The 23,571-nt window shown below is 69.4% G+C and carries 13 protein-coding genes and 1 pseudogene; 9 read left to right on the top strand and 5 right to left on the bottom strand.

Going from position 1 to position 23,571, the window contains the following annotated elements:
* Window positions 1–83: 83 nt before the first annotated feature.
* On the top strand, window positions 84–431 hold the full coding sequence (locus WKW77_RS13380) for an FHA domain-containing protein (RefSeq protein WP_340357333.1): 348 nt from the start codon (window positions 84–86) through the stop codon (window positions 429–431).
* Here WKW77_RS13380 and WKW77_RS13375 read toward each other — a convergent pair whose 3' ends face one another.
* Window positions 432–2,234 (bottom strand): NAD(P)/FAD-dependent oxidoreductase, encoded by a 1,803-nt coding sequence (locus WKW77_RS13375; RefSeq protein ID WP_340357332.1) that lies wholly within the window; start codon window positions 2,232–2,234, stop codon window positions 432–434. It lies immediately after the preceding gene.
* A 154-nt stretch (window positions 2,235–2,388) separates the two neighbouring features.
* Between WKW77_RS13375 and acuI the strand changes: the two genes are divergently transcribed.
* From acuI to WKW77_RS13360, 3 genes are all read left to right on the top strand, one after another.
* A complete protein-coding gene (acuI, locus tag WKW77_RS13370) occupies window positions 2,389–3,378 on the top strand; it encodes an acrylyl-CoA reductase (NADPH) (protein ID WP_340357331.1) in 990 nt (329 codons plus the stop codon).
* Between the two features lie 63 nt (window positions 3,379–3,441).
* On the top strand, window positions 3,442–7,779 hold the full coding sequence (locus WKW77_RS13365; RefSeq protein ID WP_340357330.1) for a DEAD/DEAH box helicase: 4,338 nt from the start codon (window positions 3,442–3,444) through the stop codon (window positions 7,777–7,779).
* A gap of 83 nt (window positions 7,780–7,862) precedes the next feature.
* Window positions 7,863–8,873, top strand: coding sequence for an aldo/keto reductase (locus WKW77_RS13360; RefSeq protein WP_340357329.1), 1,011 nt, complete (start codon window positions 7,863–7,865; stop codon window positions 8,871–8,873).
* Between the two features lie 126 nt (window positions 8,874–8,999).
* Here WKW77_RS13360 and WKW77_RS13355 read toward each other — a convergent pair whose 3' ends face one another.
* On the bottom strand, window positions 9,000–10,001 hold the full coding sequence (locus WKW77_RS13355) for a bile acid:sodium symporter family protein (protein WP_340357328.1): 1,002 nt from the start codon (window positions 9,999–10,001) through the stop codon (window positions 9,000–9,002).
* A gap of 138 nt (window positions 10,002–10,139) precedes the next feature.
* Here WKW77_RS13355 and WKW77_RS13350 point away from each other — a divergent pair, with 138 nt between their 5' ends.
* A complete protein-coding gene (locus WKW77_RS13350) occupies window positions 10,140–11,045 on the top strand; it encodes a LysR family transcriptional regulator (protein ID WP_340357327.1) in 906 nt (301 codons plus the stop codon).
* Between the two features lie 6 nt (window positions 11,046–11,051).
* On the opposite strand, the gene WKW77_RS13345 is transcribed toward WKW77_RS13350, so the two are convergent.
* Window positions 11,052–12,119, bottom strand: coding sequence for a pirin family protein (locus tag WKW77_RS13345; protein ID WP_340357326.1), 1,068 nt, complete (start codon window positions 12,117–12,119; stop codon window positions 11,052–11,054).
* Between the two features lie 226 nt (window positions 12,120–12,345).
* On the opposite strand from WKW77_RS13345, the gene WKW77_RS13340 reads away from it, so the two are divergent.
* Window positions 12,346–12,609: a hypothetical protein gene (locus WKW77_RS13340; RefSeq protein WP_340357325.1), complete on the top strand. Its 264-nt coding sequence runs from the start codon at window positions 12,346–12,348 to the stop codon at window positions 12,607–12,609.
* A 3-nt stretch (window positions 12,610–12,612) separates the two neighbouring features.
* Here WKW77_RS13340 and WKW77_RS13335 read toward each other — a convergent pair whose 3' ends face one another.
* Window positions 12,613–13,092 (bottom strand): FKBP-type peptidyl-prolyl cis-trans isomerase, encoded by a 480-nt coding sequence (locus WKW77_RS13335; protein ID WP_340357324.1) that lies wholly within the window; start codon window positions 13,090–13,092, stop codon window positions 12,613–12,615.
* 313 nt (window positions 13,093–13,405) lie between these two features.
* Here WKW77_RS13335 and WKW77_RS34995 point away from each other — a divergent pair.
* Window positions 13,406–13,510 (top strand): annotated as a pseudogene (locus tag WKW77_RS34995) (ESPR-type extended signal peptide-containing protein); the annotation flags it as partial.
* A gap of 21 nt (window positions 13,511–13,531) precedes the next feature.
* Window positions 13,532–21,043: an autotransporter-associated beta strand repeat-containing protein gene (locus WKW77_RS13330; RefSeq protein WP_340357323.1), complete on the top strand. Its 7,512-nt coding sequence runs from the start codon at window positions 13,532–13,534 to the stop codon at window positions 21,041–21,043.
* 16 nt (window positions 21,044–21,059) lie between these two features.
* On the opposite strand, the gene WKW77_RS13325 is transcribed toward WKW77_RS13330, so the two are convergent.
* A complete protein-coding gene (locus WKW77_RS13325; protein ID WP_340357322.1) occupies window positions 21,060–22,070 on the bottom strand; it encodes an SDR family oxidoreductase in 1,011 nt (336 codons plus the stop codon).
* A 195-nt stretch (window positions 22,071–22,265) separates the two neighbouring features.
* Here WKW77_RS13325 and WKW77_RS13320 point away from each other — a divergent pair, with 195 nt between their 5' ends.
* Entirely contained in the window at window positions 22,266–23,561 is a 1,296-nt protein-coding gene (locus WKW77_RS13320) for an Nramp family divalent metal transporter (protein WP_340357321.1), read from the top strand.
* Window positions 23,562–23,571: the final 10 nt, after the last annotated feature.

The following is a 23,571-nucleotide window of genomic DNA, read 5'->3' as shown; positions in this document are numbered from 1 at the left end:
GCGGCACGGCGGATGTAACTTTGCAGCCGTTGTACTTCTGAGTTGGGAGCGCTAGTGTGCAAATGCGCCCGGAGCGCGCACAGATGGCACTGTTGATCCTTATGACCCCCAAGGGCCAGACCACGCAGGTCCCGGTGACCGAACCCGAAATGACCATCGGCCGGGCCGAGCACAACCATGTGGTGCTCGCCTCGCAGCGTGTGAGCCGCTTTCACGCGGCACTGGCCACCGACGGGCCGATCGTCACGATCCGCGACCTTGGCAGCCGCAACGGAACTTTCGTGAACGGGCGGCGTATCGAGATGCAAATTCTGGTGAACGGCGACAACATCGATATCGCCGGCTACTGGATGCGCTTCCTCACGTTCGACCAGGAGCGCATCGCCGACGAAGCGATGGAACTCATCAGCGAGCGCGGGCCGCTGGTCTGATCAGCGAGTGTGGTAGCTCGGCGCCAGTTCGTACACCGGCGTCGGAATGCCTTCCATGCGCGCCTTGAGCTGCAGCGACAGGAACTGAGAGTAGTGGCGCGACTGGTGCAGGTTGCCGCCATGGAACCAGAGCTGCGGCACCTGCGTGGGCTTCCACATGTTGCGCAGCTCGCCCTCCCACGGTCCCGGGTCCTTGGGCGTGTCGGAGCCCAGTCCCCAGACCTTGCCGACCTTGTCGGCCACCTCGGGCGAGATCAGGTCCGCGAGCCAGCCGTTCATCGAGCCGTAGCCGGTGGCGTAGACGATGAGGTCCGCGGGCAGCTCGGTGCCGTCGCTGAGCGTCACCGACTTCGGGTTGATGCGCTCGATGGTCACGCCGCTCCTGAGCTTGATGCTGCCGTTCGCGACCAGCTCCGAGGCGCCCACATCGATGTAGTAGCCCGAGCCGCGCCGCAGGTACTTCATGAAGAGGCCCGAGCCGTCGACCCCGAAGTCCAGCAGGAAGCCGGCCTTCTCCAGCCGTGAATAGAGATCGGCGTCGCGCTTCTTCATCTCCTCGTACACCGGCACCTGCATCGGCGCCATGATCTTGTAGGGGATCGACGCGAAGATCAGGTCCGCCTTGTCGGTGGTGACGCCGGCCTTCACCGCTGACTCGGAATAGAGGCCGCCGAGTGCAAGCTCCATCAGCGAGTCCGACGGCGCGATGTGCGTCGAGCTGCGCTGGATCATCGTGACGTCCGCGCCGTTCTCCCACAGCGCGGCGCAGATGTCGTGCGCCGAGTTGTTCGAACCGAGCACCACGCACTTCTTGCCGCACCAGGCCTCGGGCCCCGGATGCGCGCTGGAGTGGTGCTGTTCGCCTTCGAAGGTCTCGGCGCCGGGGATCTTCGGCACGTTCGGGTAGCCCGACACGCCGAGCGCGAACACGAGCTGCTTCGGCCGCAGCACGATCTCCTTGCCGCCCTGCTCGACCGTGACTTCCCACTCCTTCTTCGCCTCGTCGAAGCGGGCCTTCTTCGCGGTGGTCGAGCCCCAGTAGTTGAGCTCCATCACCTTCGTGTACATCTCCAGCCAGTCGCCGATCTTGTCTTTGGGCGAGAACACCGGCCAGTCGTCCGGAAACGGCAGATACGGCAGGTGGTCGTACCACACCGGGTCGTGCAGGCACAGGCTCTTGTAGCGCTTGCGCCAGGAATCGCCGGGCCGCGCGTTCTTCTCCACGATGATGGTCGGCACCCCGAGCCGACGCAGCCGCGCGCCGAGGGCAATGCCGCCCTGACCGCCACCCACGATCACGACGTAGGGCTGCTCGGTGAAGCCGAGCGTCTTCGCTTCTTCAGCGCGCTTCTCGAGCCAGGTCCTGCGCTGCGTGTCGGCGCCGTGCTCCGCGCCCTTGATGCGGCGATCGCCCTTCTTTTCCTCGAAGCCCTTGAGCTCCGTCATCGTGGTCAGCAGCGTCCACGCCTTGCCGTTGCGCAGCCGCAGGTGCCCGCGTCCGCGCGCGACGGCGGTCTCGAAGGTGAACCACGCATCGACGATGCCGTCGGCTTCGGTCGCGTCGCCTTCGACCGCGAAGCCACCGGGCTTCGTGTCGGCCAGCCGCGCATTCAGCATCGCGCGTATCGCATCCGGCCCTTCCTGCGTGCGGATGTTCCAGGTGAAGGCGACGAGGTCGCGCCAGTAACTGTCTGCGTCGAACAGCGCCACGGCGGCATCGATGTCCTGCCGTTCGAGTGCGGAGTTGAAATCGGCCAGCCAGGCGCTGGCGATCTGCGTCGGATGCGCGGACAGATCGGTCATCGGATGTCTCCTGCGTTCGCGCCGACCTGCGTGCGGGTGGGCGGGGCGGCAACCGTACGCCGTTCGCGTGCGGACGTCAAACGCCGCCGGCGGCGCATCTTGCGCGCCGGTCGCGAACGTGCCAGTCTCGGCCGCACCCATTCGAGGAGATCGCATGTTCAAAGGGCTGCTGCTCGACAAGGCAGACGACGGCGCCACGAAGGCCGCCGTGACGGACATCGACGAAGCCCGGTTGCCGGAAGGCGAGGTGCTCGTCGACGTCGCGTGTTCCACGGTCAACTACAAGGACGCGCTCGCGATCACCGGCAAGTCGCCGGTGGTGCGCAAGTTCCCGATGGTGCCCGGCATCGACTTCGCGGGCACCGTCGCAGAGAGCACCGACGCGCGCTACCAACCCGGCGACGCGGTGCTGCTCAATGGCTGGGGCGTCGGCGAAACGCACTGGGGCGGTCTCGCCCACAAGGCGCGGGTCAAGGCGGATTGGCTCGTGCCCATTCCTTCGGATCTCGATGCGCGGCAGGCCATGGCGATCGGCACCGCCGGCTACACCGCGATGCTGTGCGTGATGGCGCTGCAGGACCGCGGCCTCGTGCCCACTTCCGGCCCGGTGCTGGTCACCGGCGCGAACGGCGGCGTCGGCAGCATCGCGATCGCGCTGCTCGCGAAGCTCGGCTTCGAGGTGCATGCGTCCACTGGCCGGCTGGCCGAAGCCGAGCACCTGCGGCGGCTCGGCGCGCGCGAGATCGTCGATCGCTCGACATTGAGCGAACCCGGCAAGCCGCTGCAGAAAGAGCGCTGGGCCGGCGCGGTCGACAGCGTCGGCAGCCACACGCTGGCCAACGTCTGCGCGAGCCTGCGCTATGGCGGCACCGTGGCGGCCTGCGGGCTCGCGCAGGGACTGGACCTGCCGGCGAGCGTCGCGCCCTTCATCCTGCGTGGCGTCACGCTGGCGGGCGTCGACAGCGTCTACGCGCCGCAGGCCCGGCGGCTGGTTGCCTGGCAGCGTCTGGCGAACGAACTGCCCAAGGACTTGCTCGAAGCCAACACCGAAACCATCGGGCTGGACGCGGTGATCGCGCTTGCGCCGCGGCTGCTCGCGGGGCAGGTGCGCGGGCGCGTGGTGGTGGACGTCGGCGCTTCGTAGCCAGACGTATCGGCCGGCGCCCTTGCCTTGACATCGGATCGAACGGCCTGATCTCATCGTTTCGTGCTCGACAACTTCCACCCCGCCGTCGCCAACTGGTTCAACGCGACCTTCCCGGGCCCGACGCAGGCCCAGGCCGCTGCCTGGCCGGCGATCGCCGCGGGGCGGCATACGCTGATCGCTGCACCGACCGGGTCCGGCAAGACGCTGACCGCATTCCTGGCCGCGCTCGATGGCCTCGTGCGCCGGGGTCTCGAATCCGGCGGCCTCGCGGACGAGACGACGGTGCTGTATGTGTCGCCGCTGAAGGCGCTGTCGAACGACATCGGCCTCAACCTGAAGGCGCCGCTCGCGGGCATCCGCCGCGAACTCGCGAAGCTGCATCTGCCCGAGGTCGAGATCCGCACCGCGGTGCGCACCGGCGACACGCCGAGCAAGGAGCGCCAGCAGAGCCTGCGCCGGCCGCCGCACATCCTCGTGAGCACGCCCGAGTCGCTCTACGTGCTGTTGGGCTCGGCATCGGGACGCAAGATGCTCTCGACGGTGCGCACCGTGATCGTCGACGAGATCCATGCGGTGGTGGCGAGCAAGCGCGGCAGCCACCTCGCGCTCTCGCTCGAAAGGCTGCAGGCCAACTGCACGGGGCCGCTGACGCGCATCGGCGTGTCGGCCACGCAGAAGCCGATCGACGAGATCGCGCGCTTCCTTGTGGGCGCGGGCGCGGTGAAGGACGGCGTGGCGGATTGCGAGATCGTCGACATCGGCTATGCCAAGCAACGCGACCTCGCGCTGGAACTGCCGCCCACGCCGCTGGCGGCCGTGATGTCGACCGATCAGTGGGGGCAGGTGTACGCGCGCGTCGCCGCGCTGGTGCGCGAGCACCGGACCACCCTCGTCTTCGTCAACACGCGCCGCATGGCGGAGCGCGCGGCGCGGCACCTGGGCGAGATCCTCGGCAAGGAGGTCGTGGCCGCGCACCACGGCAGCCTCGCGAAGGAAGCGCGGCTCGACGCCGAGCAGCGGCTCAAGCGCGGCGCTCTCAAGGTGCTGGTCGCCACGGCATCGCTGGAACTGGGGCTGGATATCGGCGACGTCGATCTGGTCTGCCAGCTCGGCTCGCCGCGGTCGATCGCGACCTTCCTGCAGCGCGCCGGACGGTCGGGCCATGCGGTCGGCGGCGTACCGAAGGCGCGGCTCTTTCCGCAATCGTGCGACGAGCTGGTGGAGTGCGCGGCCCTGCTCGACTGCGTGCGGCGCGGCGAACTCGACGCGCTGCACATCTTGCCGGCGCCGCTCGACGTGCTCGCCCAGCAGATCGTCGCCGAGACCGCGAGCCGCGAATGGAACGAGGACGATCTCTTCGCCCTCATGCGGCGCGCGTGGCCCTACGCGCAGCTCACGCGCGAGAGCTACGCGGCTGTGGTGCGCATGCTGGCCGACGGGTTCACCATCCGGCAGGGACAGCGCGCGAGCTACGTGCATCGCGATGCGGTGCACCACCGCCTGCGGGAGCGCCGCGGCGCGCGCCTCACCGCGCTGACGTCGGGCGGCACCATTCCCGAGACCGGCGACTACACCGTGGTGCTCGAGCCGCAGGCGCAGAAGATCGGCACGATCAACGAGGACTTCGCGGTCGAGAGCCTCGCGGGCGACGTCTTCCAGCTCGGCAATGCGAGCTATCGCATCCTGCGCGTCGAGCCGGGGCGCGTGCGGGTGGAAGACGCGCTCGGCGCACCGCCGAACATTCCCTTCTGGCTCGGCGAGGCGCCGGGCCGCTCGGACGAGCTCTCCTTCGGCGTCTCGCGCCTGCGCGGCGAAATCGCCGACATGCTGCGTGCGCAGGGCATGGAGGCCACGCTGGATTGGCTGGTGCGCACGATCGGCATGGATGCGGCCGCCGCGCGGCAGATCGCCGACCATCTCGCGCGCGCCGCGAACGCGCTCGGCGTGCTGCCCACGCAGGAGCGCATCGTGATGGAGCGCTTCTTCGACGAGTCCGGCGGCATGCAGCTGGTCATCCACTCGCCCTACGGCAGCCGGCTCAACCGCGCGTGGGGGCTGGCGCTGCGCAAGCGCTTCTGCCGCCAGTTCAACTTCGAACTGCAGGCCGCGGCGACCGAGGACGCGATCGTGCTCTCGCTGTCGACGAGCCACAGCTTTCCGCTCGAGGAAGTCGGGCGCTATCTGCATTCCGCGACGGCGCTCGACGTGCTGATCCAGGCGCTGCTCGATGCCCCGCTCTTCAACGTGCGCTGGCGCTGGAACGCGACCACCTCGCTGGCGCTGCCTCGCTTCCTCGGCGGCCGCAAGGTCGCGCCGCAGTTGCAGCGGATGCGGTCGGAGGACCTGCTCGCCTCGGTGTTCCCCGACCAGGTCGCGTGCGCCGAGAACCTCGCCGGCGCGCGCGAGATCCCCGATCACCCCCTGGTCGCGCAGACGCTCCAGGACTGCCTCTACGACGCGATGGACGCCGAAGGCTGGCTGCGCTTGCTGCGGCGCCTGGAATCGGGCGAGGTGCAGATCGTGGCGCGTGACCTGCCCGCGCCCTCGCCGCTCGCGGCGGAAGCGCTCAACGCGAAGCCCTATGCCTTCCTCGACGATGCGCCGCTCGAGGAGCGCCGCACGCAGGCGGTGCAGAGTCGACGCTATGTCGATCCGGAAAGCGCCGACGACCTCGGGCGGCTCGATCAGGAAGCGATCGACAGCGTGCGCGAAGAGGCATGGCCCCGAGTGCGCGGCATCGATGAAATGCACGAGGCGGTGAATGGGCTCGGCGTCGTCACCGCCCGGGAAGTAGCGGCGAATGCGGACTGGCCCGTGCGGCTCGATGCGCTCGCGCGATCGAGTCGTGCAACCTGCCTCGCGATGCCTGGCGGCGGCTTGTGGGTGGTGGCCGAGCGTCTCGCGCAGATCGCGATGCTGTACCCCGACGCTTCGATGCAGCCCCGCATCGACGTGCCGGCCGAGTACGCGCAGGTGGACGGCGGCGCGGACGATGCGCTGCGCGAATTGCTGCGCTCGCGCTTGACCGGCCTGGGGCCGATGACCGCAGCCGAACTCGCGGCCCAGCTCCAACTTCCGCAGGCGCGCATCGATGCCGCCCTCTCCGCTCTGCAGCGCGAGGGCTACGTGCTGCAGGGCCGCTTCACGCCGGGCACCGAAACCACCGAATGGTGCGAACGGCATCTGCTGGCGCGCATCCACCGCTACACGCTCCGGCGCCTGCGGCGCGAGATCGAGCCGGTCGAGCCGCGCGACTTCGCTCGCTTCCTGTTCGAGTGGCAGCACGTCACGCCGGAGACCCGGGTCGGCGGTCCCGATGCGCTCGCCGGCATCCTGGTGCAGCTCGAAGGCTACGAGGCGCCGGCCGCGAGCTGGGAGCCGGAGCTGCTGCCCGCGCGGGTGAAGGACTACACGCCGGCCTGGCTCGACGACCTGTGCACCGCCGGCCGCACGCTGTGGACGCGGCTGCGTCCGCCCGCGCTCGACGGCCGGCCCGGTGGCGGCGGCGCGTCGCTGCGGTCCACGCCCGTGCTGCTGCTGCCGCGCCGCACCGCGTCGCTCTGGACCGGCCTGGCGCCTGCGCCGGTGGATGACGCGGCGCTCGGCTCCCGGGCGCAGCGCGTCGCCGCGTTCCTGAAGGAGCACGGCGCCTCCTTCTTCGACGAGATGCTCCACGGCACGCGGCTGCTGGGCACCGAGCTCGAAGACGCGCTCAGCGAACTGGTGGTGCGCGGCCGCGCGCACTGCGACAGCTTCGCGGGCCTGCGTGCCCTGCTTATTCCGCCGTCCAGGCGCGCGTCGACGCATGCGCGCCGGCGTCGGCGCACCTCGCTCTTCGGCATCGAGGACGCGGGGCGCTGGTCGCTGGTGCGACAGCGGGCGGTTGCGGCGGACGACATCGCGAGCGGTGCCGTCGAGCAGGTCGCGCGCATCCTGCTGCGCCGCTACGGCGTGGTGTGCTGGCGCGTGCTGGAGCGCGAGGCGTCGTGGCTTCCACCCTGGCGCGATCTGGTGCGCGCGTATCGACGGCTCGAGGCGCGTGGCGAGATCCGCGGCGGTCGCTTCATCGCCGGCGTGGCGGGCGAGCAATTCGCGCTGCCCGAGGCCATCGGACTGATGCGCGAAGTGCGGCGCCGGCCCGCGGACGGCCACCTGATCTGCCTGGCGGCCACCGATCCCGCGAACCTGCTCGGCACCGTCGTGCCGGGGCCGAAGGTCGCGCGCGTGCCGGGTTCGCGCGTGGTGTTTCGCGATGGCGTGCCGCTCGCGACCAGCGTGGGCGGCACGGTCGAGATGCTGGTGCCGCTGACGCCATCCGAAGCGCAGGCCGTGGCGCGCGCGCTGATTTCGGAGCCATCCATGCGCTTTGCCGAACTGGCGGCGCAGGCATCGGACTGACGCGCCGCCGAACGTGGGTGCGGGCACGAAACCGGAGCGCTGTCTATGATCGCCGTCTGCCCAGCGTACGGAGAGTCTTTTTCATGAGCATTCCCACCACCCGCCTCGGCCGCACCGGCCTCACCATGTCCCGGCTCGCGCTCGGCACCATGACCTTCGGCCTGCAGACCGATGAAGCCGTGTCGCACCAGATCCTCGACCGTGCGACCGAAGCCGGCATCAACTTCCTCGACACGGCCGATGTGTACCCACTCGGTGGAACGTGGGAGACTGCCGGCCGCACCGAGGAGATCATCGGCCGCTGGCTGCGCGCCAAGGGCGCGAGCCGTCGCAGCGAGTTCATCATCGCGACCAAGGCCGCGAACAAGGTCGGGCCGCAGAGCTGGGACCAGGGCAATTCGCGCAAGCACCTGCTGGATGCGATCGACGTGTCGCTCAAGCGGCTGCAGACGGACTACGTCGATCTCTACCAGCTCCACCACGACGACCGCGAGACCCCGCTCGACGAGAGCCTGGAGGCTCTCGACGTGATCGTGCGTTCGGGTCGTGCGCGCTACATCGGCGTCTCGAATTTCCTTGCCTACCGGCTCGCGCGCGCGATCGGGCGCGCCGAGCTGCACAAGCTCACGCGGGTCGTGTCGGTGCAGCCGCGCTACAGCCTGCTCTTCCGCGAGATCGAGCGCGAGCTGCTGCCGCTGGCGGCGGAGGAAGGCCTGGGCGTGATCCCCTACAACCCGCTGGCCGGCGGCCTGCTCACCGGCAAGTACAAGGCGGGGGCGAAGCCGGAGGACAACACGCGCTTCACGCTCGGCACCGCCGGTTCGATGTACCAGGACCGCTACTGGAACGAGCGGTCCTTCGCGACCGTCGCCCAGTTGCACAAGCTCGCGGATGAAGCGGGCGTGCCGCTTGCGACACTGGCGGTGGCCTGGGTGATGGCGAATCCGCTGATCACTGCGCCGCTGCTCGGAGCGAGCCGTCCCGAGCAGCTCGATGCGACGATCGCGGCGGCGGACTACAAGCTCGATCCGGCGCTCAAGCAGAAGCTGGACGAGTTGACTGCGGACTACCGCAAGGGCGACGCACCGCGGTAGGGCTCTCCCCCAGCCTCGCCCACTTCGTGTGGCTCTGCACCCCCCGCCGGGGGCAACCCGGCGGCCCGGCAAAGCCGGTCCCGCGGGGTTTGCGGATTGGGTGCGGCCCGATGGGTGCGTGTGTTCTCAGGCGGGCGTTTTTGCCGGGTTCACTTCGACAGGCTCGGCGGACCGCCTTGCATAGCGCTGCGCCAGCACCGCGCAGACCATGAGCTGCATCTGGTGGAACAGCATCAGCGGCAGCACGATCGCGCCGACCGCGTGCGAGGCGAAGAGCACCTTCGCCATCGGGATGCCGCTCGCGAGGCTCTTCTTCGAGCCACAGAACACGATGGTGATCTGGTCGGCCATGTCGAAGCCGAGCGCCCGGCCGGCCCAGGCGGTGATGGCGAGCGCCAGGCCGAGGATCACCGCGCAGACCACGAGCAGGCCGACGAGCGCCGACACCGGCACCTGCTTCCACAGGCCCTCGATCACCGCGGCGCTGAAGGCGGTGTAGACCACCAGCAGGATCGAGCCGCGATCCACCAGCGTGAGCACCGAGGCGCGCTTCTTGATCCAGCCGCCGATCCACGGCCGCATCAGGTGGCCCGCGACGAAGGGCACCATCAGCTGCAGCAGGATGCGGCCCACCGCGTCGAGCGATGCGCCGGCCGCGCCGTGCTGCACCACGATCAGGTTCACGAGGAGGGGCGTGACGAACACGCCGAGCAGCGTCGACGCCGAAGCGCTGCACACCGCCGCAGGAATGTTGCCGCGCGCCATCGACGTGAAGGCGATCGCCGACTGCACCGTGGCCGGCAACACGCACAGGAAGAGCACGCCGGTGTAGAGATCGGGCGTGACGAGCGGCTGCAGCACCGGCCTGAGGACGAGCCCGAGCACCGGGAACATCACGAAGGTGGCCGCGAACACCAGCACATGCAGCCGCCAGTGCGTGATGCCGCCGAGGATCGCCTCGCGCGAGAGCTTTGCGCCATGGAGGAAGAACAGCAGGCCGATCGCGACCGTGGTGAGGCGCTCGAAGAAGTGCGCGGTGCCGCCGCTCGCAGGCCAGAGGCTGGCGAGCGCGACGACCACCACCAGGGCGATCGTGAAGTTGTCGGGGAGGTAGCGTGAACGGGCCATGGGTCGCGATTGGACGCGCTTCGGATTCAAAAGAGAAATGGATTTATCTGATAGATCTATGATTCGGCTGCATGAGACTCCCGCCCCGGCCGGTCCGAAGGGAGCTCGCATCGCAGTGCGAAGCACGGAGGTTTCCCAATGATCGTCAACGTCACCCTCCGGCAGCTGCGCGTGTTCCAGGCGGTCGCCGAGGAGCGCAATTTCAGTCGTGCGGGTGACCGCGTCGGACTCACGCAACCGGCGGTGAGCCGCGCCATCGTCGAGCTCGAATCGCAGCTCGGCGTGAAGCTGCTCGACCGCACCACGCGCGAAGTGGTGCTGACCGAGGCGGGCCAGTCGCTCGCGCTGCGGCTCGACCGGGCGCTGGACGAACTCGACCAGACGCTGGCGGAAGTGCACGGCATGGCCGGCGCGCGGCGCGGCAAGGTGCGCGTCGCGAGCAGCCCGACGCTGTCGGCCAACTTGATGCCTGCCTGCATTGCCGAATGCGCGCGGCGCGACCCGGAAATCGAGCTGGTGCTGCTCGACCGCATCCAGCAGGACGTGCTCGACAGCGTGCGCGCCGGCGAGGTCGACTTCGGCGTGGTGGTCGAACCCCCTTCGGCGGAGGACCTGCACTGCGAGGCCATCCTCGACGATCCCTTCTGCCTGGTCATGGCGCCCGGCCACCGGCTGGCGGACAAGGCCTCGGTGCGCTGGCCGATGCTCGATGGCGAGCCGCTGGTGCTGCTCGACTACGCCTCGGGCAGCCGGCGGCTCATCGACGATGCGCTCGCCGCTCACCGTGTGCGCTGCGAAGTGCGCCAGCAGGTCGGCCACCCCACCACCGCGTTCCGGATGGTCGAGCAGGGCATCGGCATCAGCGTGATGCCGGCGATGGCGATGCCCCCGATGGGCCTGCCGGCGCTGGTCGTGCGGCCGCTGCTGCCGAAGATCCAGCGCTCGATCATGCTGGTGCACCGCCGCAACCGTGCGCCCTCGCCGCTCGCGCAGCGCGTGTGGGCGCTGATCCGCGAAGTGGCGGGGCAGCGCGTTCGGCGCTGACGCAGCTCAGGCGGCGGTCGCCGCGCGGTCCTGCGGTTTCTCTTCCCGGCCGTCCGGATGCTTCGCGAAGCGGGCGGGGTCGCGGCCATGCACCGGCGCCTCGTCCTTCCACGGCCAGCCGCCGAACCGGGTGCTGCGGTAGTCGGCCATCGCCTGCGCGATCTCTGCGGACGTGTTCATCACGAAGGGGCCGTACTGCGCCACCGGCTCGCCGATCGGGCGGCCCTGCAGCACCAGAAACTCGCTCGCCTCGTCGCCGTTGTGCAGATCCACCGCGAGGTCGGCGCGCACCTCGATGGCGGCGCGGGCGCTCACGTCCTGGTCGCCGATGTTCACCGAGCGGCCCTTGAAGAAATAGAGCGTGCGGCGCGTGCCGTCCCCGGTCGCGGCGGGCAGCGTCCAGCGGGCGCCGGGCTCCAGGCGCAAGGTCCAGATCGCGACGTCGGCGTCGGGCTGCGCGGCCCATGAATCCGGCGGCGGCGCGAGCGGACCGCCGGCGCCGGGTGCGCCGTCCACCGGGCCGATCCGGCCCGCGATGCACGCGACCTCGGTCTTGCGGCCTTCCGCGTCGGTGGCGGTGAAGCGCGGCACGTCCTCGGCCCAGAACATCGTGAAGTGCGGCTCGGCCATCTTGTTGCGCGCGGGCAGGTTCAGCCAGATCTGGAACAGCTCCAGCGGGTTCGGCGCGGCCGCGTCGAGCAGCGGGAACATCTCCGAATGCACGATTCCCTTGCCGGCGGTGAGCCACTGCACGTCGCCGCCGCCGAAGCGCGCGGCAGCGCCGAGCGAGTCCGAATGGTCGATCAGCCCGCGTCGCACGATCGTCACCGTCTCGAAGCCCCGGTGCGGATGGCCCGGAAAGCCCGGCACGCTCTCGCCGTGGTACATGCTCCAGCCGTCCTTGCGGCTGAAGTCCTGCCCGATGTCCCGGCCCGCGAGCGGCGCGTCGGGGCCCATCTGCGCGTTGCCGCGCGGATAGGCGTCGTCGTGATAGGCGCAGAAAAGGAAGGGATCGATCGTCTCCCACGGGAATCCGAGGGCTTTGATCTGGACGATGGGGCTGGGGGTGGACATTGCGCTGACTTCCTGAGAGTGGTGCCCCGTCCGATCCGACGGGGCGATGCATGGCATGTGAGGGCGCCGGGCGCGCACGAAAGGTACCGCCGGTGGGACGGTCTGGGCTCGCCGGCGCAACGCAGTGTCGGAATCGGCCTACGCGAATGCCGGGACGTCGGCCTACAGGGCATGCCCCTGCCGCTTCCCAGAATCGCCGCAACCGACAAACCCCCGCAGGGAGAACATGGACGCCTCATTGGATGAAGAGCTGACCGCGCTGGAGGCCGCCAGCGACACCGCGACGCGGGCGCGCGAACTCGCCCAGGAAAGGATCGTGCTGGCCTTTCGCTCGCAGCTCGAAGGCGCCGGCCCCGGCCCGTCCGATGCGGACGTGCAGTGCTTCGCGCGGCTCGCGCTGGTCGAAAAGGCGCTTCAGAAAGAGGTGGACAGCATGGCGGAATTCATGGGGCGGGAGCGGCTTGCCCGCGCGCCGGAAACCGTTCAATAGCGGTCAGTGATGGTGCCCATGCTCGCCATGCACATGGCGGTGGGCGATCTCCTCTTCCGTGGCGGTGCGCACGCCCGTCACCGTCAAGCTGAACTTGAGCGCCTTGCCGGCGAGCGGATGGTTGCCGTCGAGGATCACCTGCGGGCCCTTGATCTTCACGACGTGGTAGATCTGCGGCTCGCCCTGGTCGTTGCGCCCTTCGAGTTGGCCGCCGACCTTCACGCCGGGCGGGAAGTCGCTCTTGTCGATCGTCCTCATCAGTGACTCGTCACGCGCGCCGAAGGCGTCTTCGGGCGCCAGGTTGAGCGTCGCCTGGAAGCCGGCTTCCTTGCCGTCGAGGGCTGCCTCGATCTTCGGGAAGGTGTTCTCGTAGCCGCCGTGGAGATAGACCATGGGGTCGCGTCCCTCGTCGATCAGTTTCTGGGTGGTGGCGTCCGACACCTTGTAGCGCAGGGTGACGACGGCGTCTTTCTGGATCTTCATGGTTGGGTGGTAGCTCGCTGCTTGTAGACGGCGGGCAGCATAAGCCAACCCGTCCCGGGCGCCCGCCCGAACGCGCGATGCCCTTCTTCCGCGCTGCCCGGCCGCAGGTCGGGCGAAAACCCCCGTTTCGTCTCTATCGGCTGCCCCCGCGCTTTCTTTAAGTGTCGGGTTCGTGCGCTTGCTTGTGCAGCTGTTCTCGCTTTTAGAACTTTGTTCGCAGTCGCTGTGTTGATTTAGGCCTTAGTGATTACAGAATCCGCCCGCCAATTTCAACAATTTGTATCTTTAGTAAACATTTAACAAAGAGACTGGAATGAACCGAGTTCACCGCATCGTTTTCAACCGCGCCAAAGGCGTTTGCCAAGCCGTTTCGGAGGTCGCGGCGGCCGCTCGCGGCGGAATCGGGGGCAATTCCTCCGTCGCCATTGAAGTCCCGCGAATGTCAGTGCTGGCTTCGGCTTGCGTGCTGGCCTGGGCAGCGATGGCGGGTGGGAATGTCTGGGCTGCCGGGGGCGCTGGTGGGGCGGGTACATCCGGCGGCGGCGCTGGCGGTGCGGGCGGCGGCGTCACCGCCAGTGGCGCTGGTGCGGCGGGCGCGACCGGCGGTGCTGCTTCGGGGTCGACGGCGGGGTCGTCCGGAACGGCCGGCACAGTCACCACGACTTGGACCGGCACCGCGAGTCACACCGTCGGTGCGGCGATCCAGGGTGGAAATGGCGGACCCGGGGGGAATGCGAGTTCGACGGGGCAGAACCACAACGATGCCGGTGGTGGCGGCGGCGGCGGCGGCGGGGCGGGCGTCGTCTCCACGACGACCGGCACGCTGACCATTAACGCCGCCGTGACCGGCGGCACAGGGGGTACTGGCGGTGCAAGCGGCACATTCCGTGCAAACGCCTACGGCAAGGGCGGCGGTGGCGGTGGCGGGCAGGGCGGGACGGGGCTGCTTTCGAGCAGCGGCGGCAACGTCACCAACAACGCCACGGTCAACGGCGGCCAAGGCGGCCAGGGCGGCACCGCAACGATCGGCAACGGCGGTTCTGGCGGTGATGGTGGCACGGGTGTCGACATCGCGGGGGCGAGAACGCTGACCAATACGGGGACCATCCAGGGCGGCAACGGCGGCGCTGGCGGGACCACGAGCGTGAACTCGGGTCAGGCGGGGACCCCGGGTCAGGCCGGCGCCGGCGGCGTCGCCATCCGGGCCAGCGGAGGCGTGACCATCATCAATAGCGGAACCATCACGGGCGGCAGCGGCAACGGCGGGACCGCGAATGCCATCCAGTTCTCCGGCTCCGGCAATTCGCTCGAGTTGCAGGGCACTTCGTACGCGATCACGGGGAACGTCGTTGCCACCTCGGGCGGGAATGACAAGCTGGTCCTCGGCGGATCGACCAACAGCAGCTTCAATGCCGGCGACATCGGCTCGACGGCGAAGTACCGCAACTTCGCGACCTTCGCCAAGACGGGCTCGAGCACGTGGACACTGAACGGGACCACGCCCGCAGTCACGCCATGGACGATCTCGGGCGGCACCCTGTCGATCGCCGCGGACGGAGCGCTGGGTGACGCGAGCGGCTTGCTGACGCTGAACGGCGGCACGCTCCGCGCGACCACCGGCTTCAATTCGAGCCGTGCGGTCTCGATCGGCAGCAGCAACGGCACGATCGACACCAGCAGCGGGACGCTGACCCTCGGTGGTGTCGTCTCGGGCGCGGGCCAGTTGATCGTGCGGGGTTCCGGCACGCTGGTGCTTGCCAACACCGCCAACACGTACGTGGGCGGCACCACCATCGCGGGCGGCATGTTGTCCGTGGCGGCGGATGGCAATCTCGGTGCCAGCAACGGCGGCCTGACGATCAATGGTGGCTTCTTCAACACCACCAATACCTTCACGTCGACCCGCACGGTGTCGGTCGGCAGCAACGGCGGCGTGATCAACACCAACGGGACGACGCTCACGCTCAACGGCGCGGTGTCGGGCTCGGGCAATCTGACCAAGGAAAATGCCGGCACGCTGGTGCTCGGAGGGAACAACGCCGGGTTCAGCGGTGACCTCGCGATTCTCGGCGGTACGCTGTCCGTGCAGGCCGACAACAACCTCGGCGGCGCGGCCACTGATCTGACGCTCACCGGCGCCACGCTCAACACCACCGGCACCTTCACGACCAGCCGCAACGTGTCGCTGGGCTCCGGCGGCGGCACCTTCGACACGAATGCCGGGACGACGCTCACGGTGGGCGGCCGGGTGGACGGCCTGCAGCTCGTCAAGCAAGGCGGCGGCACGCTGGTGCTCGGCGGCGCGAACACCTACACCGGCGGCAGCACCATCTCCGCGGGCACGGTATCCGTCTCGGCCGACGCCAATCTCGGCACCGGCGGCCTGACGATCGATGGCGGCACGTTCAACACGACGGCGAACATTGCCACCGCCCGCGCGGTGACGGTCGGCACCAGCAACGGCGCGATCGACACCAGCAACGGGACCACGCTGACGCTCGGCGGCAACGTGTCGGGCGGCGGGCGCCTGACCAAGCAAGGCACCGGCACGCTGGTGCTCGCCAACGGCAACGCGTCGTCGTACACCGGCGGCACCACCATCTCGGCGGGCACGCTGCAGGTGGGCAACGGAGGGACGAGCGGCACGATCACGGGCGACGTGATCGACAACGGCGTGCTGGCCTTCGATCGCTCCGATTCGATCGGCATCGCCGGCAACATCTCCGGCTCGGGCTCGGTCCAGCAGATCGGCAGCGGCCGCACGACGCTCAGCGGAGTCAACACCTATGCCGGCGGCACCTCGGTCACGGCGGGCACGCTCGCCGTGGCGGCCGACGGCAACCTGGGCACCGGCAGCCTGTCGCTGGATGGCGGCACGCTCAATACCGCCGGCACGTTCACGACGAATCGCAACGTGGCGATCGGCGGCAACGGCGGCACCTTCGATACCAACACCGGGACTTCGCTGACCCTCGGCGGCCCGGTGTCGGGCGCGGGCCGGCTGACCAAGCAGGGCCTCGGCACGCTGGTGCTCGCGTCCGCGGACGCCCACACCGGCGGCAGCACCATCGCCGCGGGCACGCTGCAAGTGGGCAATGGGGGGACGTCTGGCACGCTTAACGGCGACGTGATCGACAACGGCGTGCTGGCCTTCGATCGCTCCGATTCGATCGGCATCGTCGGCAACATCTCCGGCTCGGGCTCGGTCCAGCAGATCGGCAGCGGCCGCACGACGCTCAGCGGAGTCAACACCTATGCCGGCGGCACCTCGGTCACGGCGGGCACGCTCGCCGTGGCGGCCGACGGCAACCTGGGCACCGGCAGCCTGTCGCTCGATGGCGGCACGCTCAACACCGCCGGCACATTCACGACGAACCGCAACGTGGCGATCGGCGGCAACGGCGGCACCTTCGACACCAGCACCGGGACTTCGCTGACCCTCGGCGGCCCGGTGTCGGGCGCGGGCCGGCTGACCAAGGAGGGCCTCGGCACGCTGGTGCTCGCGTCCGCCGACAACCACACCGGCGGAACCACCATCGCCTCGGGCACGCTGCAGGTGGGCAATGGCGGCACGTCGGGCACGCTGGGCGGCGACGTGATCGATGACGGCGCGCTGGTCTTCAACCGGTCCGACGCGCTGACCTATTCGGGCGCCGTGTCCGGGTCCGGCACGCTGACCCAGCAGGGCACGGGCACGCTGACCCTCACGGGCAGCAACACCAACACCGGCGGCGTCACGATCGGCGCCGGCACGCTGCAGGTCGGCAACGGCGGCACCACCGGCTCGATCACGGGCGATTTGTCGAACAGCGGCGCGCTGGTCTTCAACCGTGCGGACAACACCAGCTTCGGCGGCGTCCTCACGGGTTCGGGTTCCGTCACCCAGCGGGGCAGCGGCACGCTGGTGCTCACCGGCAACAGCAACTACGCCGGCGGCACGACCATCGAAGCGGGCACGCTGCAGCTCGGCAATGGCGGCACGAGCGGATCGATCACGGGCAACGTGACCAACAACGGCACGCTCGCCTTCGACCGCGCCGACAACACGATCTACGCCGGCGTGATCTCCGGCGCAGGCGCGGTGACGAAGAACGGCGCAGGCACCACCACGCTCACCGGCGCCAACGTCTACGCCGGCGACACCACGGTGTCGGGCGGCACGCTGCGCGTCGACGGCTCGCTCGGCAACACCGCGGTCGATGTCGCGAACGGCGGCACGCTCACCGGCTCAGGCTCGATCGCCGGCGCGGTGAGCATCGCCGACGGCGGCACGCTGCGCGGCTCCAGCGGCCAGACGCTGGCCACCGGCGCGCTGACGCTCGCCAGCGGCTCGACCATCGATGCCGTGCTGGGCACGCCGAGCAGCCAGGCGCTGTTCCAGGTCAACGGCGCGCTGACGCTCGACGGCCAGGTCAACGTCACCGACCTCGGCGGCTTCGGCGCGGGCGTGTACCGGCTCATCAACTACACCGGCGCGCTGACGGACAACGGGCTGGACGTCGGCACCGCGCCGGCAGGTTCGCAGCTCTCGGTGCAGACGGCCGTGGCGCAGCAGGTGAACCTGGTCAACACGGCCGGCCAGACCCTGAGCTTCTGGGACGGCGGCAGCGCGTCCGTCTTCAACAACGGTCTGGTCAACGGCGGCTCGGGCACCTGGAACGCGAACGGCAGCAACTGGACGACGCAGGACGGCTCGATGAACGCCCCGCGCACGTCGACCGGCTTCGCGGTGTTCCAAGGCGCGGCCGGCACGGTCACGGTCGACAACTCGCAGGGCGCGATGAGCGTGACAGGCATGCAGTTCGCGACCGACGGCTACGTGCTGGACGGCGACCCGCTCACGCTGAGCGGTACGCAGGCGATCATCCGCGTCGGCGACGGCTCGAACGTGCCCGTCACGGCGATCGTGAAAGCCAGCCTCACGGGCGGCGCGCAGCTCGAGAAGACCGACCTGGGCACCCTGGTGCTCGCCGGGGCCAACACCTACACCGGCGGCACGCTCATCTCGGGCGGCACCCTGCAACTGGGCAACGGCGGCACCACCGGCTCGATCGTCGGCGACGTGACCAACAACGGCACCCTCGCCTTCGACCGCAGCGATGCCGATACCTTCGCCGGCACGATCACCGGCAGCGGTGCGGTCAAGCAGATCGGCAGCGGCACCACCACGCTGACCGCGGCCAACGCCTACACCGGCGGGACCGTGATCTCGGCGGGCACGCTGCAGCTCGGCAACGGCGGTACGACGGGCTCGATCACCGGCGACGTGACGGACAACGGCACCCTTGCCTTCAACCGCAGCGATGCGGTGACCTTCGCGGGCGCCATCACCGGCAGCGGCGCGGTCAAGCAGGTCGGCAGCGGCACCACCACGCTGACCGGCGCCAGCAACTACAGCGGCGGCACCGTGATCGCTGCCGGCACGCTGCAGCTCGGCAACGGCGGCACCACCGGATCGATCACCGGCGACGTGACCGACAACGGCACCCTCGCCTTCAACCGCAGCGATGCCGTGACCTTTGCGGGCGCAATCACCGGCGCCGGCGCGGTCACGCACATCGGCAGCGGCACCACGACGCTCACCGGCGCCAGCGACTACGCCGGCGGCACGGTGATCTCTTCCGGCACGCTGCAGCTCGGCAATGGCGGCACCACCGGCTCGATCACCGGCGACGTGACCAACAACGGCACGCTCGCGGTCAACCGCAGCGACGCGGTGACCTTTGCGGGCGCCATCACCGGCGGCGGCGCACTCAAGCAGATCGGCAGCGGCACCACGACGCTCACCGGCGCCAGCAATTACAGCGGCGGCACGGTGATCTCTGCCGGCACGCTGCAACTCGGCAACGGCGGCACCACCGGCTCCATCACCGGCGACGTGGCCGACAACGGCACCCTCGCCTTCAACCGCGGCGATGCCGTGACCTTCGCGGGCGCGATCACCGGCAGCGGCGCAGTCAAGCAGGTCGGCAGCGGCACCACCACGCTGACCGGCGCCAGCAACTACACCGGCGGCACCGTGATCTCGGCGGGCACCCTGCAACTCGGAAACGGCGGCACCACCGGCTCCATCACCGGCGACGTGACCGACAACGGCACCCTCGCCTTCAACCGCAGCGATGCCGTGACCCTCGCGGGCGCGATCAGCGGCAGCGGCGCGGTCACGCAGATCGGCAGCGGCACCACGACGCTGACGGGTGCCAACAGCTACAGCGGCGGCACCACCGTCGGCGCGGGCAAGCTGGTCGCCGCCGCCGGCGGCCTGGGCACCGGTGCGATCGCCCTCAACGCCGCGCTCGAAATCCGCCAGGCGACCGACGCCGCAATGGCCAACGCGATCTCCGGCAACGGCAGCATCACGAAGACCGGCGCAGGTGCGCTCAACTACACCGGCAACGGCAGCGCCTTCACCGGCTCGACGCTGGTGCAGGCCGGCACGCTGGCGGTCAACGGCTCGCTCGGCGGCACGCTCACGATGGCGAGCGGCACGACGCTCAAGGGCAACGGCACAGTCGGCACGACGGTCGTGCAGTCGGGTGCGACCGTGGCGCCGGGCAACTCGATCGGCCTGCTCAACGTTGCGGGCAACCTGACGCTGGCGCAGGGCTCGACCTACCAGGTCGAAGCCGCGGTCGACGGCCGCAGCGACCAGATCCATGCCACCGGCACGATCACGCTGCAAGGCGGCACGGTCGCGGTGCTGGCGGACGGCAACTGGAGCCCGACGACGAGCTATTCGATCCTCAAAGCGGCCGGCGGCCTGAACGGCACCTTCAGCGGCGTCACGACCAACTTCGCGTTCCTCGATCCCGCGATCAGCTACGACGCGAAGGGCGCAACGCTGAGTCTGAAGCGCAACGACGTGAGCTTCTCGTCCGTCGCCACCACCACCAACGAGCGTGCTTCCGGCGCGGCGGTGCAGGCCGTGGCTGCGGGCACGCTGTTCGACGCGGTGGTCCAGCTCGACGCACCGACGGCGGCGCGTGCCTTCCGCCAGCTCACTGGCGAGCTGCACGCCTCGGTGAAGTCCGCGACCATCGAGGACAGCCGCTTCGTCCGCGACGCGAGCCTCGACCGCACCCGTCAGGCGCTGGGCGGCGTCGCCGCGCCGGCCGATCTGAGCGCGAAGAACGGCGTCTGGGCCCGTGCCTTCGGGTCGTGGGGCGACATGCGCAGCGACGGCAACGCGAGCACGGTGGACCGCTCCACCAGCGGCATCCTGATCGGCGGCGACACGCAGGTGGGCGACGACTGGCGCGTCGGCGCGCTCGGCGGCTACAGCCGCGCCAATGTCGACGTGCACGCGCTCAACTCGTCGGCCAGCAGCGACAACTATCACCTCGGCGTCTACGGCGGTCGCCAGTGGGGCGCGCTCGGCCTGCGTGCCGGCGCGAGCTACACCGACAGCCGCATCGACACCAGCCGCATCGTGAGCTTCACCGGCTTCGCCGACCGGTCGACCGCGAGCTACAAGTCGCAGACCGCGCAGGCTTTCGGGGAGCTGGGCTGGCGCATCGAGGCCGGCACCGGCGCGGTCGAGCCCTTCGCGGGCCTCGCCTACGTGAACCTGCACAGCGACGACTTCGCGGAGCGCGGCGGCACGGCCTCGCTGCATGGTGGCGGCGGCAGCACCGACACCACCTTCAGCACCCTGGGCGTGCGCGGCAGCAACAACGTCGACATCGGCAGCATGAAGGCGACGGTGCACGGCATGGTCGGCTGGCGCCATGCCTTCGGTGACGTGTCGAACACCGCGTCGCTCGCGCTCGCCGCGCAGCCGGCCGCCTTCACCGTGGCCGGCGTGCCGCTCGCGAGGAACGTGGCGGTGGTCGAAGGCGGCCTCGACCTGGTGCTGAAGCCGAACCTTACGCTGGGTGTGTCCTACATCGGCCAGTTCGGCAACAACGTGGAAGACCACGGCGTGAAGGCCGATCTGGTCTGGAAGTTCTGAAGACCGCCAGGACGACTTACACCGCGCCCACGCTTCCCGTCACCGGCAGCACGATGCCGGTGATGTAGCTCGCGCAGCACGGCGCGGCGAGGAACACATAGGCCGGCGACAGCTCCTCGGGCTGCGCCGGCCTTTTCATGTCGGTGTGCCTGCCGAAGTCCTTCACCTCGTCGCCCGGGCGGTCGGCCGGATTCAGCGGCGTCCAGACCGGCCCCGGCGCCACCGCGTTGACGCGGATGCCCTTGTCGAGCAGGTTGCTCGCGAGCGACTTCGTGAAAGCGTGGATCGCGCCCTTGGTCATCGAATAGTCGAGCAGTTCTTCGCTGCCTTCCAATCCTGTCACCGAACCGGTGTTGATGATCGAGCCGCCCTCGGGCAGATGCGGCACCGCCGCGCGCGCCATCTGGAAATAGCCGAACACATTGGTGCGCAGCGTGAGATCGAAGCGCTCGTCCGTGATGTCCCCGATCGATGCCGCGTGCAGTTGGAACGCCGCGTTGTTCACGAGGATGTGCAGCTTGCCGTAGGCCTCGATCGTTTCCTTCACCGCGCGGTTGCAGAAGGCCGGGTCGCGCACGTCGCCGGGAATCAGCACGCAATGCTGCCCCTCGGCTTCGATGCAGCGCTTGGTTTCTTCCGCATCGACCTGCTCTTCGGGGAGATACACGATGGCGACGTCCGCGCCTTCGCGCGCATACAGCGTCGCCACCGCGCGGCCGATGCCCGAGTCGCCGCCGGTGATCAGCGCCACCATGCCATTGAGCTTGCCGCTGCCGACGTAGCCCGACGCCTTGAAGCGCGGCGGCAGTTCCATGTCGGCTTCGATGCCGGGCTTCTTGAGATGCTGCGCCGGCATGGGGTTCTCCGGCTCGGGCCGATGGCCGGCCTGTACCGGCTTTCCCGCGTCGGCCTTCGATGGGGCGGTGCGATCCTTGGCGTCCTGTTCGCGCTGTACCTTTCGCTGCTCGGCGGCGACGTCGCCGTGCGTGGCGCTCCGGGATTTCGCCTTGTTGTCCGTGTCCTGCATGTTGCGGCTCCTGCGTTGAAGGAAATGGCTGGGATGGAGCTCACCGTAGGCAGCGCCGCCCGGCGCCCGTGTCATCCAACGCCGCATGCCGCGCCCGGACTCGACGAAATCCCACAGCGCGCGGCGGACTGCGCCTATGTGGCGGCTGAGTGGGGCAAGCCAGAGTGGCGTCAACCCCCAAGACCGGAGTCGCCCATGAGCACACCTGCCCGCCCCGCAACCGCCGACAGCCGTGCCGACGGCGAGCGCTGGTGGTCCAAGCTCGGCCCGGGGCTGGTCACCGGTGCCGCCGACGACGATCCGAGCGGCATCGCCACCTATTCGCAGGCCGGCGCGCAGTTCGGCTATGCCCTCGGCTGGACGGTGGTGCTGACCTTTCCGCTGATGGTGGGCATCCAGCTCGCCAGCGCGCGCATCGGGCGCGTGACCGGGCGCAACCTCACCGAGAACTTCACGCGCTTCTGTCCTGGCTGGATCGTGGTGTGCCTCGTCATGCTGCTGCTGGTCGCGAACATCATCAATCTCGCCGCCGACCTGAGCGCGATGGGCCATGCGACCGCCCTCGTGCTGCCGGACCATCCGGCCGCCTACGCGGCCGCCTTCGGCGTCGTCTCCCTGCTGCTGCAGGTGTTCGTGAAGTACGACCAGTACGTGCGCGTTCTCAAATGGCTGACGCTGTCGCTCTTCGCCTACGTGGGGGTGGTGCTCGCCGTCGATGTGGACTGGGCGGCCGCGGCACGGGGCATCTACGCGCCGTCGATCCAATGGAGCCGCGAGTTCGTGACCACCGTCGTGGCGATCCTCGGCACCACGATCAGTCCGTATCTCTTCTTCTGGCAGGCCTCGCAGGAAGTCGAAGAGATCCGGCGCGTTCCGGAGGACAAGCCGCTGCGTTCTGCGCCCGAGCAGATACGGCGGCAGCTGCGGCGGCTGCGCATCGATACCGTGGCCGGCATGGGTTTCTCGAACCTCATCGCCTTCTTCATGATCACGGCCACCGCCGCGACCCTGCACGCGCACGGCCAGACCCACATCGAGACCACCGAACAGGCGGCGGCCGCGCTGCGGCCGATCGCGGGCGATGCGGCCTTCATGCTCTTCGCGCTGGGCATCGTCGGCACCGGCATGCTCGCGCTGCCGGTGCTCGCGGGCTCGGCCGCAGATGCGGTGGCGAGCTACTTCCATGTGCGCCGGGGGCTGAATCTCACGCTCTCGCAGGGGCGCAGTTTCTACGGCATCCTCGCGGCGGCGATGGGGCTTGGCATCGCGGTGAGCCTCTCCGGTCTCGATCCGATCGCCGCGCTCGTGGGCGCGGCGGTGATCAACGCGGTGATTTCGGTGCCCGTGATGGTCGCGGTGATGATCGCCGCCTCCAGCCCGAAGGTGATGGCCGGCATCGTGCTTCCACGGAAATGGAAGGTGCTCGGCTGGCTCGCGACCGCGGCGATGGCGGCGGCATCGCTCGCGCTGCTCGTGACTTCGATCATGTGAGCCCATGGGC

Origin of the sequence: Variovorax ureilyticus, from assembly GCF_037889935.1 — a bacterium.
Taxonomy (GTDB): Bacteria; Pseudomonadota; Gammaproteobacteria; order Burkholderiales; family Burkholderiaceae_C; genus Variovorax; species Variovorax ureilyticus.
The sequence above is the reverse complement of the archived record's forward strand: the minus strand, read 5'-3'. Positions and strand labels throughout refer to the sequence as shown.

Coding starts and splice junctions, on each gene's coding strand:
- WKW77_RS13380 (WP_340357333.1), top strand. CDS start 84: ATGGCACTGTTGATCCTTATGACCCCCAAGGGCCAGACCACGCAGGTC.
- WKW77_RS13320 (WP_340357321.1), top strand. CDS start 22,266: ATGAGCACACCTGCCCGCCCCGCAACCGCCGACAGCCGTGCCGACGGC.
- WKW77_RS13375 (WP_340357332.1), bottom strand. CDS start 2,234: ATGACCGATCTGTCCGCGCATCCGACGCAGATCGCCAGCGCCTGGCTG.
- WKW77_RS13340 (WP_340357325.1), top strand. CDS start 12,346: ATGGACGCCTCATTGGATGAAGAGCTGACCGCGCTGGAGGCCGCCAGC.
- WKW77_RS13350 (WP_340357327.1), top strand. CDS start 10,140: ATGATCGTCAACGTCACCCTCCGGCAGCTGCGCGTGTTCCAGGCGGTC.
- WKW77_RS13325 (WP_340357322.1), bottom strand. CDS start 22,070: ATGCAGGACACGGACAACAAGGCGAAATCCCGGAGCGCCACGCACGGC.
- acuI (WP_340357331.1), top strand. CDS start 2,389: ATGTTCAAAGGGCTGCTGCTCGACAAGGCAGACGACGGCGCCACGAAG.
- WKW77_RS13355 (WP_340357328.1), bottom strand. CDS start 10,001: ATGGCCCGTTCACGCTACCTCCCCGACAACTTCACGATCGCCCTGGTG.
- WKW77_RS13335 (WP_340357324.1), bottom strand. CDS start 13,092: ATGAAGATCCAGAAAGACGCCGTCGTCACCCTGCGCTACAAGGTGTCG.
- WKW77_RS13360 (WP_340357329.1), top strand. CDS start 7,863: ATGAGCATTCCCACCACCCGCCTCGGCCGCACCGGCCTCACCATGTCC.
- WKW77_RS13345 (WP_340357326.1), bottom strand. CDS start 12,119: ATGTCCACCCCCAGCCCCATCGTCCAGATCAAAGCCCTCGGATTCCCG.
- WKW77_RS13330 (WP_340357323.1), top strand. CDS start 13,532: ATGTCAGTGCTGGCTTCGGCTTGCGTGCTGGCCTGGGCAGCGATGGCG.